The 14,114-nt window shown below is 69.7% G+C and carries 11 protein-coding genes; 6 read left to right on the top strand and 5 right to left on the bottom strand.

Annotation, left to right across the window (positions count from 1 at the left end):
- Positions 1-109 precede the first annotated feature (109 nt).
- From ACFY5C_RS06910 to ACFY5C_RS06920, 3 genes are all read left to right on the top strand, one after another.
- Positions 110-1,642 carry an MFS transporter gene (locus ACFY5C_RS06910; RefSeq protein WP_389441350.1) on the top strand — a complete coding sequence of 511 codons (1,533 nt, stop codon included), beginning with the start codon at positions 110-112 and terminating at the stop codon, positions 1,640-1,642.
- Between the two features lie 191 nt (positions 1,643-1,833).
- Positions 1,834-2,814 (top strand): pirin family protein, encoded by a 981-nt coding sequence (locus tag ACFY5C_RS06915; RefSeq protein ID WP_389441352.1) that lies wholly within the window; start codon positions 1,834-1,836, stop codon positions 2,812-2,814.
- Between the two features lie 157 nt (positions 2,815-2,971).
- Positions 2,972-4,075: an AI-2E family transporter gene (locus ACFY5C_RS06920; RefSeq protein WP_389442184.1), complete on the top strand. Its 1,104-nt coding sequence runs from the start codon at positions 2,972-2,974 to the stop codon at positions 4,073-4,075.
- Here ACFY5C_RS06920 and ACFY5C_RS06925 read toward each other — a convergent pair.
- Complete coding sequence (locus ACFY5C_RS06925) at positions 4,000-6,204, bottom strand: SpoIIE family protein phosphatase (protein WP_389441354.1); 2,205 nt, start codon at positions 6,202-6,204, stop codon at positions 4,000-4,002. The two genes, ACFY5C_RS06920 and ACFY5C_RS06925, sit on opposite strands and share 76 nt — an antisense overlap.
- A gap of 190 nt (positions 6,205-6,394) precedes the next feature.
- Here ACFY5C_RS06925 and aspS point away from each other — a divergent pair, with 190 nt between their 5' ends.
- Together aspS and ACFY5C_RS06935 are read left to right on the top strand one after the other, a co-directional pair.
- A complete protein-coding gene (aspS, locus tag ACFY5C_RS06930) occupies positions 6,395-8,158 on the top strand; it encodes an aspartate--tRNA ligase (protein ID WP_389441356.1) in 1,764 nt (587 codons plus the stop codon).
- 113 nt (positions 8,159-8,271) lie between these two features.
- A complete protein-coding gene (locus tag ACFY5C_RS06935; protein ID WP_389441358.1) occupies positions 8,272-9,219 on the top strand; it encodes an intradiol ring-cleavage dioxygenase in 948 nt (315 codons plus the stop codon).
- Positions 9,220-9,231: 12 nt separating this feature from the next.
- On the opposite strand, the gene ACFY5C_RS06940 is transcribed toward ACFY5C_RS06935, so the two are convergent.
- From ACFY5C_RS06940 to ACFY5C_RS06950, 3 genes are all read right to left on the bottom strand, one after another.
- Positions 9,232-9,939, bottom strand: coding sequence for a nucleotidyl transferase AbiEii/AbiGii toxin family protein (locus tag ACFY5C_RS06940; protein WP_389441361.1), 708 nt, complete (start codon positions 9,937-9,939; stop codon positions 9,232-9,234).
- 61 nt (positions 9,940-10,000) lie between these two features.
- On the bottom strand, positions 10,001-10,366 hold the full coding sequence (locus ACFY5C_RS06945; RefSeq protein WP_389441363.1) for a PH domain-containing protein: 366 nt from the start codon (positions 10,364-10,366) through the stop codon (positions 10,001-10,003).
- An 85-nt stretch (positions 10,367-10,451) separates the two neighbouring features.
- The gene (locus ACFY5C_RS06950; protein ID WP_389441366.1) at positions 10,452-10,928 is read right to left on the bottom strand and encodes a hypothetical protein; all 477 of its coding nucleotides are present in this window, start codon (positions 10,926-10,928) and stop codon (positions 10,452-10,454) included.
- A 297-nt stretch (positions 10,929-11,225) separates the two neighbouring features.
- Between ACFY5C_RS06950 and ACFY5C_RS06955 the strand changes: the two genes are divergently transcribed.
- Complete coding sequence (locus tag ACFY5C_RS06955) at positions 11,226-12,518, top strand: polysaccharide lyase family 1 protein (RefSeq protein WP_389442185.1); 1,293 nt, start codon at positions 11,226-11,228, stop codon at positions 12,516-12,518.
- Here the strand turns inward: ACFY5C_RS06955 and metG are convergent.
- On the bottom strand, positions 12,511-14,088 hold the full coding sequence (metG, locus tag ACFY5C_RS06960) for a methionine--tRNA ligase (protein WP_389441368.1): 1,578 nt from the start codon (positions 14,086-14,088) through the stop codon (positions 12,511-12,513). The two genes, ACFY5C_RS06955 and metG, sit on opposite strands and share 8 nt — an antisense overlap.
- Positions 14,089-14,114 lie beyond the last annotated feature (26 nt).

The raw sequence follows: 14,114 nt of genomic DNA on the forward strand, positions 1-14,114 counted from the left end.
TACATCGTTCGCATCGAGCGTACAGGAATCGATGGTTGCGAACACTGTTCTGCTGTGCGTACAGTGTTCGCAACGAAGGAACGGTGTTCGCGGAGTCGGGGAGAGTGTCATGAAGGGAAACGTCATGGACGTCAAGGGAACGCGTGATCCACGCCGCTGGTGGATCCTGATCGTGCTCTGCCTGAGCACGCTCGTGCTGGTCGTCGACAGCATGGCGCTGACCGTCGCGGTGCCCGTGATGACCGGGGACATCGGGGCGAGCGCCCAGGACACCCAGTGGATCCTGGACTCCTACGTCCTGGTCTTCGCCGGACTCCTGCTCACGTCCGGCAGCCTGGGCGACCGGTTCGGACGCCGGAAGGTGATGCTGATCGGGCTCCTGCTCTTCGGGGCGGCCTCGCTGGCCGCGACCTGGTGCACCAGCCCCGGCGAGGTGATCGCCGTACGCGTCGCGATGGGTGTCGGCGGGGCCCTGATCATGCCGTCCACCCTCTCGATTCTCATCACCGTCTTCGACGAGGAGGAGCGCGGCAAGGCGATGGCGGCCTGGAGCTCGGTGTCGATGCTCGGGCTGGTCGGCAGCCCCGTGCTGGGCGGCGTCCTGATCGACCACTTCTCGTGGCAGTCGATCTTCTTCATCAACGTGCCGATCGTGGCGCTCGCCATCGTCGCCGGTCTGACGCTGATGCCGGAGTCAAGGGCGCCCTGGCAGAAGGCGGACCCGCTGGGTGCGGTGCTGTCGGCGGCCGGGATGACCGCTCTGGTCTGGTGGATCATCGAGCTTCCGCAGCACGGCGCGCTGGGCGGCCGCTCCACGGTCACCCTGGTGGTGGCGCTCGCCTCGCTGATCGGCTTCGTGGTCTGGGAGAACGTCACCGAGTCCCCGATGGTCCCGCTGGTCCTGTTCAAGCACCGCAACTTCAGCGGCGGTTCGCTCTCGCTGGCGCTCGTGCAGATCGGCAACGGCGGTCTGCTGCTGGTCCTCACCCAGTACCTGCAGTTCGTGCTCGGCTACTCGCCGCTCGAGGCGGGCCTCGCCTTCCTGCCGCTGGCGATCACCGCCCTGATCGGCAACGGCGTGGGCGTCAAGCTCGCCGCCCGGTACGGCAACCGGTGGGTGATCCTCGCAGGGATGCTGGTGATGGTGGCCTGCTTCGCCCTCATGGCCACGGTCTCGGCGGACTCCGGCTTCACGGTCCCGGCGGTGGCGCTCGGGCTCCTCGGCCTCGGCGCGGGCCTCGCGATGCCGGCCGCGGTCGGCGCGCTGATGGGCACCATCCCCGAGGACAAGGCGGGCGTCGGCTCGGCCCTGAACGACACCATCCAGCAGGCCGGCACCGCGCTCGGCATCGCGATCCTCGGCTCGCTGCTGTCGAGCGGCTTCGCCGACCGGATGCCCGAGGGGACGCCGCAGGAGGCGAAGCACTCGATCGCCGGGGCGGTGGCCGGCGGTGACGCCGGTCTGGTCGCGACGGCCCGCGAGGCCTTCACCGCCTCGATGTCCACCACCTTCACGCTCAGCGCGATCGGTGTCCTGGCCGCGGCAGTGCTGGCGACGCTGGTGATGCGGGACGACCGGCGCAGGCCCGAGGCGGACCAGCCCGAGGCCGCACCCGAGAAGCAGCCGGAACCGGTCGTCTGACCTCTGAGTCCGCGCTCTTCCTGGCACACTGAGCCGCTCCCGCAACACCGGGTCCTTGTGACGAAGGCCGGCGCCCACCCCGGGTGCCGGCCTTCGGTCGTGCCCGGAGGGAATGCCCTCCGGGTTCTTCCCGTTAGGGGTAGCAAGAAGTTCAATGCTCAACTAAAGTGGACGCACAAGGAGGTACCGACATGCCTGCAGTGACCGTCGAGAACCCGCTGACGCTGCCGCGCGTCGCCGCGCCCGCGGACGCCGTTGCCCGTCCCGTGCTCGCCGTCACGACCGCGCCAAGCGGTTTCGAGGGTGAGGGCTTCCCGGTGCGCCGCGCGTTCGCCGGGATCAACTACCGCCACCTGGACCCGTTCATCATGATGGACCAGATGGGCGAGGTGGAGTACGCGCCGGGCGAGCCCAAGGGCACCCCCTGGCACCCGCACCGCGGCTTCGAGACCGTCACGTACATCATCGACGGGATCTTCGACCACCAGGACTCGCAGGGTGGTGGCGGCACCATCACCAACGGCGACACCCAGTGGATGACGGCCGGCAGCGGCCTCCTCCACATCGAGGCCCCGCCGGAGTCCCTCGTCATGTCCGGCGGTCTCTTCCACGGCCTGCAGCTGTGGGTGAACCTCCCGGCCAAGGACAAGATGATGGCGCCGCGCTACCAGGACATCCGCGGCGGCAACGTCCAGCTGCTCACCACCCCCGACGGCGGCGCGCTGCTGCGCGTCATCGCGGGCGAGCTGGACGGCCACCAGGGCCCCGGTGTCACGCACACCCCGATCACGATGATCCACGCGACGCTGGCGCCGGGCGCGGAGATCACGCTGCCGTGGCGGGAGGACTTCAACGGCCTCGCGTACGTCCTCGCGGGCCGCGGCACGGTGGGTGCGGAACACCGCCCGATCCAGCTGGGCCAGACGGCGGTCTTCGGCAGCGGCGGCTCCCTGACCGTCCGCGCCGACGAGAAGCAGGACTCCCACACGCCTGACCTTGAGGTCGTCCTCCTGGGCGGGCAGCCGATCCGGGAGCCGATGGCCCACTACGGTCCGTTCGTCATGAACACCCGCGACGAACTCCAGCAGGCCTTCGACGACTTCCAGAAGGGCCGGCTCGGCACGATCCCGGCCGTGCACGGAATGAGCGCGGACGGCCCGTCCAAGGCCTGATCCACCTGATCCATCTGATCCGCCTGGTCTGCCTGATCCACCGACGAGAAGGCCCGCTTCCCCGCCCCTGGTGCGGAAGCGGGCCCTTCGTCGTCCCGTCACCCACCCGGTCCGCCCGCGCACGACAGCGCCGCCCCGCGCATGATCCGCTGGTGTGGTGCAGGCCCCCACCCCGCTGCTCCCCGATCCCGTCCGGCGGCTCGCCGCCTGGTGCGGCGTCGTGTTGCTCGTCGCCGGGGTCGTCTACGTCGGGATCCGGCTGGCCGTGGAGTTCAGTACGGCTGTGGTGGCCGTGCTGCTCGCCATGCTGGGGACGGCGCTGCTCGGGCCGTTGCACCGGCGGCTGGTGAAGGCCAAGGTGAACCGGTCCGTCGCCGCCGGGCTCACCTGTGTCGTCGTGGTGGCCGTCGTCGGCGGGGCGGTGTACATCGTCGCCGCCGCGATCGTGGACAGCGGCGACGAGATCGTCTCCTCGCTCAGGCAGGCGGGCCAGGATCTCACGGGCCACTTCGGTGCCGCCGGGACCTCGCTGGACGATCTCGCGTCCAACGCCAGGGAGTTGCTCACCAAGTTCGGCGGGACGGCCGCCTCCGGGGTCATCAGCGGAGTCAGTGTCGTGGGCGAGACCATCGCCATCGCCGTACTCGCGCTGCTGCTCGTCTTCTTCTTCCTGCGGGACTCCGACCGGGCCGCCGGCGTGCTGCGGGCCGTCGTCCCGAGCGGGAGCCGCGACCTCGCGGAGGCCATGGCCCGGCGGGCGTTCCGGGCCGTGGAGGGATTCATGCGGGGGACCACCCTGATCGCCCTCATCGACGCCCTGTGCATCACCGTCGGCCTGCTGATCCTCGACGTCCCGGGCGCGGTCGGGCTCGGCGCGCTCGTCTTCGTCGGGGCCTACGTCCCCTACCTCGGCGCCTTCATCTCAGGAGCGGTCGCCGTGCTGGTCGCGCTCGCCGACCGGGGGTTCGTCATCGCGCTGTGGGTGCTCGGCCTGGTGCTCGCCGTGCAGGTGCTGGAGGGGCATGTGCTCCAGCCCGCGATCCAGAGCCGGACCGTCCAGATGCACCCGGCCGTCGTCATGGTGACGATCACCGCGGGGGCCTCCGTGGCCGGCATCCTCGGGATGCTGCTGGCCGTCCCGCTGACTGCCGCCGCCACCGGAGTGGCACACGAACTCAGAGAGCGCTACGCCGACTCCGAGCGTCCCGAGCCCCAGGTGCCCCCCGACCCGTCCGAGCCCGTGGTGCCCTCGGACTCGTAGAGCTCGAACCAGATGCTCTTGCCCTCGCCCTGTGGGTCCACGCCCCATGCGTGAGCCAGCAGCTCGATCAGCAGCAGACCCCGCCCGGACGACGCCAGTTCGCCCGGCCGGCGCTTGTGCGGCAGGTCGTCGCTGGTGTCCGTCACCTCGACGCGCATCCGGCGGTCCCCCGGCTCGCCCCGCACCTCGGCCAGCAGCAGGGCGTCGGAGTCGGTGTGGACGAGGACGTTCGTCAGCGTCTCGGACAGCAGCAGGACCGCCGAGTCCACGTGGTCCGCGCAGCCCCAGTCGTGCAGCAGTTCCCGCAGCTGCTGCCGGGCCACCGCGACCCGCTCCGGCTCGGCCTGCGCCACCGACAGCATGGTGCGCCGGATCGTGGGCCGGACGGCGACCGGATCACCGCAGCCGCACCCCTCCTCCTGCCGCCGCAGCAGCAGGACCGCTATGTCGTCCTCGCGCCGGTCCGCGAGCGGGCCGGTGGTGTGGTGGGAGGACGGGCCGTGGACGGCCTGGACGAGGGCGTCGGCGAGGGCCTCCAGGTCGCCGTCGTGCTCCTCGAGGATCGTGCGGATGCGCTTCCACCCTGTCTCCAGGTCGTGGCCGCCGGTCTCGATCAGTCCGTCGGTGCAGATCAGCATGGTCTCGCCGGGTTCCAGAGTGATCCGGGTCGTCGGGTAGTCGGCGTCCGGGTCGATGCCGAGCGGGAGGCCGCCGGCCGTCGGACGGGCCAGCACCGTGCCGTCGGTCATGCGGATCGCCGGGTCCGGGTGGCCGGCGCGGGCGATGTCCAGCAGCCCGGTCGTCGGGTCGACCTCGACGTACAGGCAGGTCGCGAAGCGCAGGTCGGTCGGGTCCTCGTCGAGGGATCCGAACGTCATCCCGTGCAGGAAGCGCGAGGCGCGGGAGAGCACGGCGTCGGGGCGGTGGCCCTCGGAGGCGTAGGCGCGCAGCGCGATCCGCAGCTGGCCCATCAGGCCCGCGGCCCGCACGTCATGGCCCTGGACGTCACCGATGACGAGGGCGAAGCGGCCTCCCCCGGACTTCGTCCGGGAGGTGCCCCCAGGCAGCGGGATCATGTCGTACCAGTCGCCGCCGACCTGAAGCCCGCCGCCGGTCGGGACATAGCGTGCCGCCACGCTCATGCCCGGTATCTCGGGGCCCAGCTGAGGGAGCATCGAGCGCTGGAGGCCGTCCGTCAGCTCCCGCGCGGACTCGGTGGCCTCGGCGCGCGAGAGTGCCTGGGCGAGCATGCGGGCCACCGTCGTCAGCACGGACCGCTCGTCGGGCGTGAAGGCGACCGGATAGGTGAACGCCGCCATCCAGGCGCCCATCGTGCGGCCCGCCACGGTGAGCGGCAGAAACGCCCAGGACTGCCGGTTGAAGTGCGCGGCGAGCGGCCAGGTCACCGGATAGCGGTCCTTGTACTGCTCGGGTGAGGAGAGATAGACGGCCCGGCCGGTGCGGACGACCTCGGCGGCCGGGTAGTCGGTCTCCAGGGCCATGTGTGTGAAGGGGCCCTCGTCCCCGGGCTGGTGGCCGTGATGGCCGGTGATCGTCAGGCGGTCGCCCGTCACCCCGAACACCGCCAGGCCGTCCGGTGAGAAGCCCGGCATCGACAGGCCCGCCGCGACCCGCAGCACCTCCGCCGTCGACCGCGCCTCGGCCAGCGCCCGGCCCGCGTCCAGCAGGAACGCCTCCCGCGAGCGCCGCCAGTCGCCGGTGACCGCGGTGCGCCCGGCCGAGGTGCCCGGCACCGGTTCGGTGACCTCCTGGAGGGAGCCCGTCACCTCGTACGACTTCTTCTCGCGGTCGAAGGACGCGTGGAAGCGGCTGCGGCCGAGCCGGATCACCCGGCCCCGCTCGTCCATGATCCGCACCCGCACCTCGCCGAGCGTGCCCTCGGCCACGGAGAGCTGGATCACCCCGCTGATCTCGTTCCAGTCGACCGGATGCAGGCGGGCGCGTACCTGGGCCTGGCTGAGGGTGGCCTGTTCGGCGGGCAGCCCGAGCAGCCGTGCCGCCTCCGCGTCGACCGTGACCAGTCCCGTGGCGGTGTTCCAGTGCCACAGTCCGGTCGCGAGGGCGGCGAGAACCTCCCCCACGGCGGGCAGGGGCTCACCAGTGCGCATTGCCCCACTCTAAGAAGAGGTGATCGCACACTGCCACCGAAGCTGTACGGGGCACCTGGTCGGGAAGGGCCCGCGGGCGCCGCCAAATGGTGGGGAGCCGATCTTGGGGTCCCCGGTAGGCTGGGGGGAGTTTCACGGAAAGTTTCACGTGAAACAGGCCCCCCGATCCGCGAAGACTGGATGAACGACGATGCATCGGTACAGGTCCCACACCTGCGGCGAGCTCCGCTCCTCTGACGTCGGCACCGACGTCCGACTGAGTGGCTGGCTGCACAATCGGCGCGACCTGGGCGGCATCCTCTTCATCGATCTGCGCGACCACTACGGCATCACGCAGCTCGTCGCCCGTCCCGGCACGCCCTCCTACGAGGCCCTCGACAAGCTCTCCAAGGAGTCGACGGTCCGCGTCGACGGCAAGGTCGTCTCCCGCGGCGCCGAGAACATCAACCCCGAGCTGCCCACCGGTGAGATCGAGGTCGAGGTCGGCGAGGTCGAGCTGCTCGGCGCGGCCGCCCCGCTCCCCTTCACCATCAACGCCGAGGACGGGGTCAACGAGGAGCGGCGCCTGGAGTACCGCTTCCTGGACCTGCGCCGCGAGCGCATGCACCGCAACATCCTGCTGCGTACGTCGGTCATCTCGGCGATCCGCCACAAGATGACGGCGCTGGGTTTCAACGAGATGGCGACGCCGATCCTGTCCGCGACCTCCCCCGAGGGCGCCCGCGACTTCGTCGTCCCCTCCCGGCTGAACCCGGGCAGGTTCTACGCCCTGCCGCAGGCGCCGCAGCAGTTCAAGCAGCTGCTGATGATCTCCGGCTTCGACCGCTACTTCCAGATCGCGCCCTGCTTCCGTGACGAGGACGCGCGTGCGGACCGCTCGCCGGGCGAGTTCTACCAGCTCGACGTCGAGATGAGCTTCGTCGAGCAGGAGGACGTCTTCCAGCCGATCGAGCAGCTGATGACCGAGCTCTTCGAGGAGTTCGGCAACGGCCGCCACGTCACCTCCCCCTTCCCGCGGATCCCGTTCCGCGAGGCGATGCTGAAGTACGGCTCGGACAAGCCGGACCTGCGCGCCCAGCTGGAGCTCGTCGACATCACCGACGTGTTCGAGGGCTCGGAGTTCAAGGCGTTCGCCGGCAAGCACGTGCGTGCGCTGCCGGTGCCGGACGTCTCCGCGCAGCCCCGCAAGTTCTTCGACCAGCTCGGTGACTTCGCGGTCTCGCAGGGCGCCAAGGGCCTGGCCTGGGTCCGTGTCGCCGAGGACGGCTCGCTGACCGGCCCGATCGCCAAGTTCCTCACCGAGGAGAACGTCAAGGTCCTCACCGAGCGCCTCGGCCTGGAGGCCGGTCACGCCGTGTTCTTCGGCGCCGGCGAGTTCGACGAGGTCTCGAAGATCATGGGCGCGGTGCGGGTCGAGGCCGCCAAGCGTGCCGGGCACTTCGAGGAGGGCGTCTTCCGGTTCTGCTGGATCGTCGACTTCCCGATGTACGAGAAGGACGAGGAGACCGGCGCGATCGACTTCTCGCACAACCCGTTCTCCATGCCGCAGGGCGGCCTGGAGGCCCTGGAGAACCAGGACCCGCTGGACATCCTGGGCTGGCAGTACGACATCGTCTGCAACGGCGTCGAGCTGTCCTCCGGCGCGATCCGGAACCACGAGCCCGAGATCATGCTCAAGGCCTTCGAGATCGCCGGCTACGACCGCGAGACCGTCGAGGAGAAGTTCGCCGGCATGCTGCGCGCGCTCCGCTTCGGCGCCCCGCCGCACGGCGGCATCGCGCCCGGCGTCGACCGCATCGTGATGCTGCTCGCCGACGAGCCGAACATCCGCGAGACGATCGCCTTCCCGCTCAACGGCAACGCCCAGGACCTGATGATGGGCGCGCCGACGGAGCTGGAGGAGGCGCGGCTGAAGGAGCTGCACCTGACGGTGCGCAAGCCGCAGCCGAAGTAGGCGGCTGAGCAAGGGGCCCGGAACCGTGATCGGTTCCGGGCCCTTTCAGGTTCCACAGGTAACCACAGCCCACACCCATGCCCCTTACAGCGCTCTTACCTAGCGTCCCGGGCATGACGGGAAACCACACGGCCCAAGAGCCGAAGCACAAAAGGGATCTGACGCGTCGTAAGGTCGTTGTCGCCGGTGCGGGAGCCGCCGCGGCGGTCGGCGTGGGCGGCACGCTCGCCGCGGGCGCGTTCGCGGGTGAGTCGGGAGCGAAGGGCGCGCAGGCGTCGGGGAGCAGCAGCTCCACCGCCGCGGAGACCTGCTACAAGCTCACCTCGGAGACCACCGAGGGCCCCTACTACATCGACGCCGACAAGCTCCGCCAGGACATCACCGAGGACAAGGAGGGCATCCCGCTCACCCTCCGCATCAAGGTGATCGACGCCGAGAGCTGCAAGCCGGTCGGCAACGCGGCCGTGGACATCTGGCACTGCGACGCGCTGGGCCTGTACTCGGGCTACGAGTCCTTCTCGAACGGCGGAGGGGGCGGCACCCCGCCCACGGACGCCCCCTCGGGTACTCCCACCGCAGTGCCGTCCGGCACGCCGACCGGTGAGCCGCCGGCCGGCGGCGGTGGCGGTGGCGGTGGCGGTGGGCACGAGGAGCCGACCAGCGACACCCGCTATCTGCGCGGCACCTGGAGGACGGACCGAAAGGGCTTCGTCACCTTCAAGACCGTCTTCCCGGGCTGGTACCAGGGCCGCTGCGTCCACATCCACACCAAGGTGCACGTCAGCGGCGCGTGGACGGACGCCGGCTACGAGGGCGGCACCACCTGCCACACCGGCCAGTTCTTCTTCGACGAGGAGACGGTCCTGCTCTGCGCCGGAGAGGCGCCGTACTCGACGTCCACCACGGAGCGCACCACGCTCGGCGAGGACACGATCTACGACCAGAGCGGTACGACCGGCGGTCTGCTGAAGCTGAAGTACAAGAAGAACGACATCGCCAAGGGCGTCCTCGCGACGATCACGGTGGGCGTCGACCCGGAGGCGACGAACACCGGCACCTGACCGCCGGCGCCGTCACTCCTCCTCCGCCGGGGGGCTGAGTGCCTCCTCCTCCAGCAGGCGCTCGGCGATGTCGTCGGCCCAGGTCCGGACCCACCGGCGCAGCGCTGCGACCGACTCCGCGGTGAGGCCCCGGGCGGTGAACACCCGGTCGTCCAGCAGTTCCGTCGCCTCCAGGCGGGACTGGAGGTCGGCCGGGTCGAACTCGTCCCAGGCGTGGCGGCGGCCCTGCTCCTCCAGGTCGGGGAAGCTCCAGTGGGCCGCGGCGGCGTAGACGTCGATCAGGTCGCGTGCGGTGCCGCGGTCCGTCAGGGCGCGGACCTTGGTGCCGATGAGGTCTTCGAGGGAGAGGGCCGGGCCGAGGTCGGTGGTGACCGGCGGGTGCCAGAGAGTCTCCTTCAGGAGGTCGAGCGTGTGCTCCTCGGCATGGCCTCCCGTGAGCTGGTCACCGGCTTCCGGGGCGGTGACGAGCAGCCGGGCGGAGAGCGGGTCAATCTCCAGGGGGCGTACCTGCCAGCCGAGTTCGCTCAGGCCGCGCAGCATGTCGGCGGCGATCCGGTCCATGGGCTCGGCCGACTCCGTCGCCACCTCCAGCGGCCCCCGCGCCGACTCCCGCGACGTCAGACCGTGCGCGCGGACCGCGTACTCGCCGGCCAGGACGAGGGGATAGCGGGCGCCCAGAGCGAGGACATCGGTCAGGAGGTGGCGGGGCTGCGGGATCATCGTGCGGCCGATTATGGCTGCCCCGCCGAGTCGAACGACCTCGGCGGGGCCGGACATATGGCTACTTCGCCACGAACTGCGTCAGGATCGCCTGCACCTCATAGATGTCGACGCCCTTGGTGAACGTCTTCTGGACCGGCGTCGCCGAGCCCGAGAGCCAGATCTTCAGCTCGGCGTCCAGGTCGAAGGTGCCCGCCGTCTCCACCGCGAAGTGCGTGATGCTGCGGTACGGGATCGAGTGGTACTCCACCTTCTTGCCGGTGATGCCCTGCTTGTCGACCAGGATCAGACGGCGGTCGGTGAACAGGATGGTGTCCCGTATCAGCAGGTACGCCGCGTGCACCTGCTCACCGTGGCCCAGCAGACGCGCGTAGTCGTGCTGCGCCTGCCCCTGGTCGATGGTGTGCGTGTTTCCGAAGAGCGCCATGAATGGATCCCCCCACTTGATGGCCTTACATGATCTTCGCAATGTATAGCGCCCCGGGGGTGTCCAGGCATAGAGGCGCAAACGATCAGGTGTCGTACGAACCGTCCCAGGGCGCCCCGAAGCCCAGGTGGTCCGGGTACAGCTCGGCCCAGGCCTCGCCCTCGTCCTCGTCCGTCACCAGGCCGAACAGCACGCCGTCGACGGTGAGTTGGAAGGGGCGGACGGCGATGTCCGTGTACGTACGGCGGGGCAGGCTGCGCAGCTGTGTCGCGAGATGGGCGCGGGCGCGGGCAAGGACCGAGTCGGGTCCGTGCGGGGCGCGCATCTGCTCGGCCCAGGTGCCGGCGCACCAGATCTCCGAGTCCCGGTACCGGCCCTCCGGGTCGAAGGTGTGCAGTACCGAGTACAGGCGTTTGTGCTCTTCCCAGCCGGTGCCGAGGTCGAAATCCTTGGGGAAGGCGTACGTGACCGACCCCAAGAACTGTCCGTCCGCGTAACAACCGATGGCCTCGGTACGGCCGTGCGGCTCGTAGGCGATCGGGATGACCTCTGGGACTGCCATGGCGGAAACCTTACGGTCGTGACGGGGGGCATGGTGGCGGTGGGGGGCGATCCATGCCAACCGGATGGACAACATCCGCGTGATGTCCCCGAGTTGCACACCGATCAGTCAAGAACTCCACGGCAACCTTTCGGATCTCCGCGACCACAGATGGATCACAAGCCCGCTCACCCGGGATCACTCGCCCGTGTGCGAGCCCCACCGAAGCATCCGAAGGACTCATTCGTGGCATCCGATTCCCACCGCCCCGTCCAGCGCCCCTCCCACCGCCGTTCGCTGCGTCGGCGCCGCACCGTCATCGTCACCGCCGCCCTCGCGGCCGCCGGTACCGGTGCCGGTGTCCTCGTGGTGAACGCGAGCGCCGACGCGGTCGACCTGTACCACCAGTCCCTGCCCGCGAAGGACGGCTGGGCGGCTTCCGGCTCCGGTACGACGGGCGGCTCGAAGGCCGACTCCGCGCACGTGTACACCGTCAGCACCCGCGCGCAGCTCGTGAAGGCGCTGGGGTCGGTCTCCGAGACCACACCCCGGATCATCAAGGTCAAGGGCACCATCGACGCGAACACGAGCGACGCCGGCAAGAAGCTGACCTGCGCCGACTACGCCTCCGGCACCGGCTACTCGCTCGCCGCCCACCTCAAGGCCTACGACCCGGCGACGTACGGCAGGAAGGCACCGTCGGGCACGCAGGAGAACGCCCGCAAGGCCGCCGCGGAGAAGCAGAAGAAGAACATCGTCTTCCGGGTGCCGGCCAACACCACCCTCGTCGGCGTCCCGGGCACGAACGCCGGCATCACGGGCGGCAGCCTCCAGGTGCAGAACGTGAAGAACGTCATCGTCCGCAACCTGACGTTCTCCGCCACCGAGGACTGCTTCCCGCAGTGGGACCCGACGGACGGTTCGGCGGGCGAGTGGAACTCCGGCTACGACTCCGTGACCCTGCGCGGCGCGACGAACGTCTGGGCCGACCACAACACGTTCACGGACGCGCCGGTCTTCGACAAGTCGCTGCAGACGCACTTCGGCCGCAAGTACCAGATCCACGACGGCGCCCTCGACATCACAGCCGGCTCCGACCTGGTGACCGTCGAGCGCAATGTCTTCAGCAACCACGACAAGACGATGCTCATCGGCAGCAGCGACACCGACAGCACGGGCAAGCTGCGGGTCACCCTCCACCACAACGTGTGGAAGGGGATCGTGCAGCGGGCGCCGCTGGCCCGCATCGGTCAGATCCACCTCTACAACAACCTCTACGACACGACCACGATCAACGGCTACGCGCCGAAGTACAGCATCGACTCCCGCGCCAAGGCCCAGGTCGTCGCCGAGCACAACGCCTGGAAGCTGCCGTCCGGCGCCAAGACGGCCAAGCTGCTGAGCGGCGACGGCACCGGTTCGATCGCCGGCACCGGCAACCTCGTCAACGGCACCACCACCGACATCGTGGCCGCCTACAACGCCGCGAGCTCGAAGAAGATCAGGACGACGGTGAACTGGAAGCCGGCGCTCACGGCGGGGCTTCAGACGTCGGCGAAGAACCTTGCGAACGAGCTGGCGACCAGCACGGGAGCCGGACTCCTCAAGTAGTCGTCGGCGGCTCTTCCAGGCGCGGGAACAGCACCGCGCCCTTGGTGAGCGTCGTACCGGCGGGGAGCCTCCCCCAGGTGGCCGTCTCCTGGATCCTCTGGTCCTGGAGACGGCCCAGGGAGGCCTCCGCGCCCAGGGAGTCCCACAGCTTGGCGGAGGTCTGCGGCATGACCGGAGCCAGGAGCACCGCGATGGCGCGCAGGGACTCCGCGGCCGTGTAGAGGATGGTGGCGAGACGGGCCCGGGCCTCCTCGGATTCGTCCTTCGCGACCTTCCAGGGCTCCTGCTCGGTCAGATAGCCGTTGACCTGCTTCACGAAGTCGAAGACCGCCAGGATGCCGCCCTGGAAGTCCAGCTCGTCGCCGATCCTGCGGTCCGCCTCCGCGACGGCCTTGGCGAGCCCCTCCTGGACGGCCCGCTCGGCCTCGCCGTGGGCCGTCGACGCCGGCAGCGTGCCGCCGAAGTACCTGCCGACCATGGCCGTCACCCGGGAGGCGAGGTTGCCGTAGTCGTTCGCCAGCTCGCTGGTGTAGCGGGCGGAGAAGTCCTCCCAGGAGAACGAGCCGTCCTGGCCGAAGGCGATCGCGCGCAGGAAGTACCAGCGGTACGCGTCCACGCCGAAGTGCGAGGTCAGGTCCTGCGGCTTGATGCCGGTCAGGTTGGACTTGCTCATCTTCTCGCCGCCGACCAGCAGCCAGCCGTTGGCCGCGATCCGGCCCGGCAGCGGCAGACCGTTCGCCATCAGCATCGCCGGCCAGATGACCGCGTGGAAGCGGAGGATGTCCTTGCCGACGAGGTGGACGTCGGCCGGGAAGGTCGATTCGAACTTCCCGGGGTTCTCGTTGTAGCCGACGGCCGTGGCGTAGTTGAGGAGGGCGTCCGCCCAGACGTAGATGACGTGGTCGTCGTCCCAGGGGACCTTGACCCCCCAGTCGAACGTCGAGCGGGAGATGGACAGGTCCTGAAGGCCGCCCCGGACGAAGTTCACCACCTCGTTGCGGGCCGACTCCGGCTGGATGAAGTCGGGGTTGGCCTCGTAGTGGGCCAGGAGGCGCTCACCGTACTCGCTGAGCTTGAAGAAGTAGTTCTCCTCCTGCAGGAGGTCCACCGGGCGCTTGTGGATCGCGCACAGAAGGGTGCCGTCCGCCGCCTCGATCAGCTCGCCGGGGAGCTTGTACTCCTCGCACGCGACGCAGTACGGCCCCTCGTAACTCCCCTTGCGGATACGGCCGTTGTCGTACAGGTCCTGGAAGAACTCCTGCACCCGGTCCGTGTGCCGCTTCTGAGTCGTACGGATGAAGTCGTCGTGGGAGATCTCCAGGTGCTCCCAGAGCGGCTTCCAGGACTCCTCGGCCAGCCGGTCGGCCCAGACCTGCGGCGGCACGCCGTTCGCCTCGGCCGTCCGCAGGATCTTCTGGCCGTGTTCGTCGGTCCCCGTGAGGAACCACACGTCCTCGCCCCGCCGGCGGTGCCAGCGGGCGAGGACGTCGGCCGCCACCGTGGTGTAGGCGTGGCCCAGGTGCGGGGCGTCGTTGACGTAGTAGATCGGGGTCGTGACGTAGTACGTCATGACCTCACTCCATCACAGTCGCGCGA

Source organism: Streptomyces sp. NPDC012935, assembly GCF_042900345.1.
Classification (GTDB): domain Bacteria; phylum Actinomycetota; class Actinomycetes; order Streptomycetales; family Streptomycetaceae; genus Streptomyces.

What these genes read in the sequence shown, in the direction of transcription:
- ACFY5C_RS06910 (WP_389441350.1), top strand. Translation starts at nt 110, where the DNA reads ATGAAGGGAAACGTCATGGACGTCAAGGGAACGCGTGATCCACGCCGC.
- ACFY5C_RS06915 (WP_389441352.1), top strand. Translation starts at nt 1,834, where the DNA reads ATGCCTGCAGTGACCGTCGAGAACCCGCTGACGCTGCCGCGCGTCGCC.
- ACFY5C_RS06925 (WP_389441354.1), bottom strand. Translation starts at nt 6,204, where the DNA reads ATGCGCACTGGTGAGCCCCTGCCCGCCGTGGGGGAGGTTCTCGCCGCC.
- aspS (WP_389441356.1), top strand. Translation starts at nt 6,395, where the DNA reads ATGCATCGGTACAGGTCCCACACCTGCGGCGAGCTCCGCTCCTCTGAC.
- ACFY5C_RS06935 (WP_389441358.1), top strand. Translation starts at nt 8,272, where the DNA reads ATGACGGGAAACCACACGGCCCAAGAGCCGAAGCACAAAAGGGATCTG.
- ACFY5C_RS06940 (WP_389441361.1), bottom strand. Translation starts at nt 9,939, where the DNA reads ATGATCCCGCAGCCCCGCCACCTCCTGACCGATGTCCTCGCTCTGGGC.
- ACFY5C_RS06945 (WP_389441363.1), bottom strand. Translation starts at nt 10,366, where the DNA reads ATGGCGCTCTTCGGAAACACGCACACCATCGACCAGGGGCAGGCGCAG.
- ACFY5C_RS06950 (WP_389441366.1), bottom strand. Translation starts at nt 10,928, where the DNA reads ATGGCAGTCCCAGAGGTCATCCCGATCGCCTACGAGCCGCACGGCCGT.
- metG (WP_389441368.1), bottom strand. Translation starts at nt 14,088, where the DNA reads ATGACGTACTACGTCACGACCCCGATCTACTACGTCAACGACGCCCCG.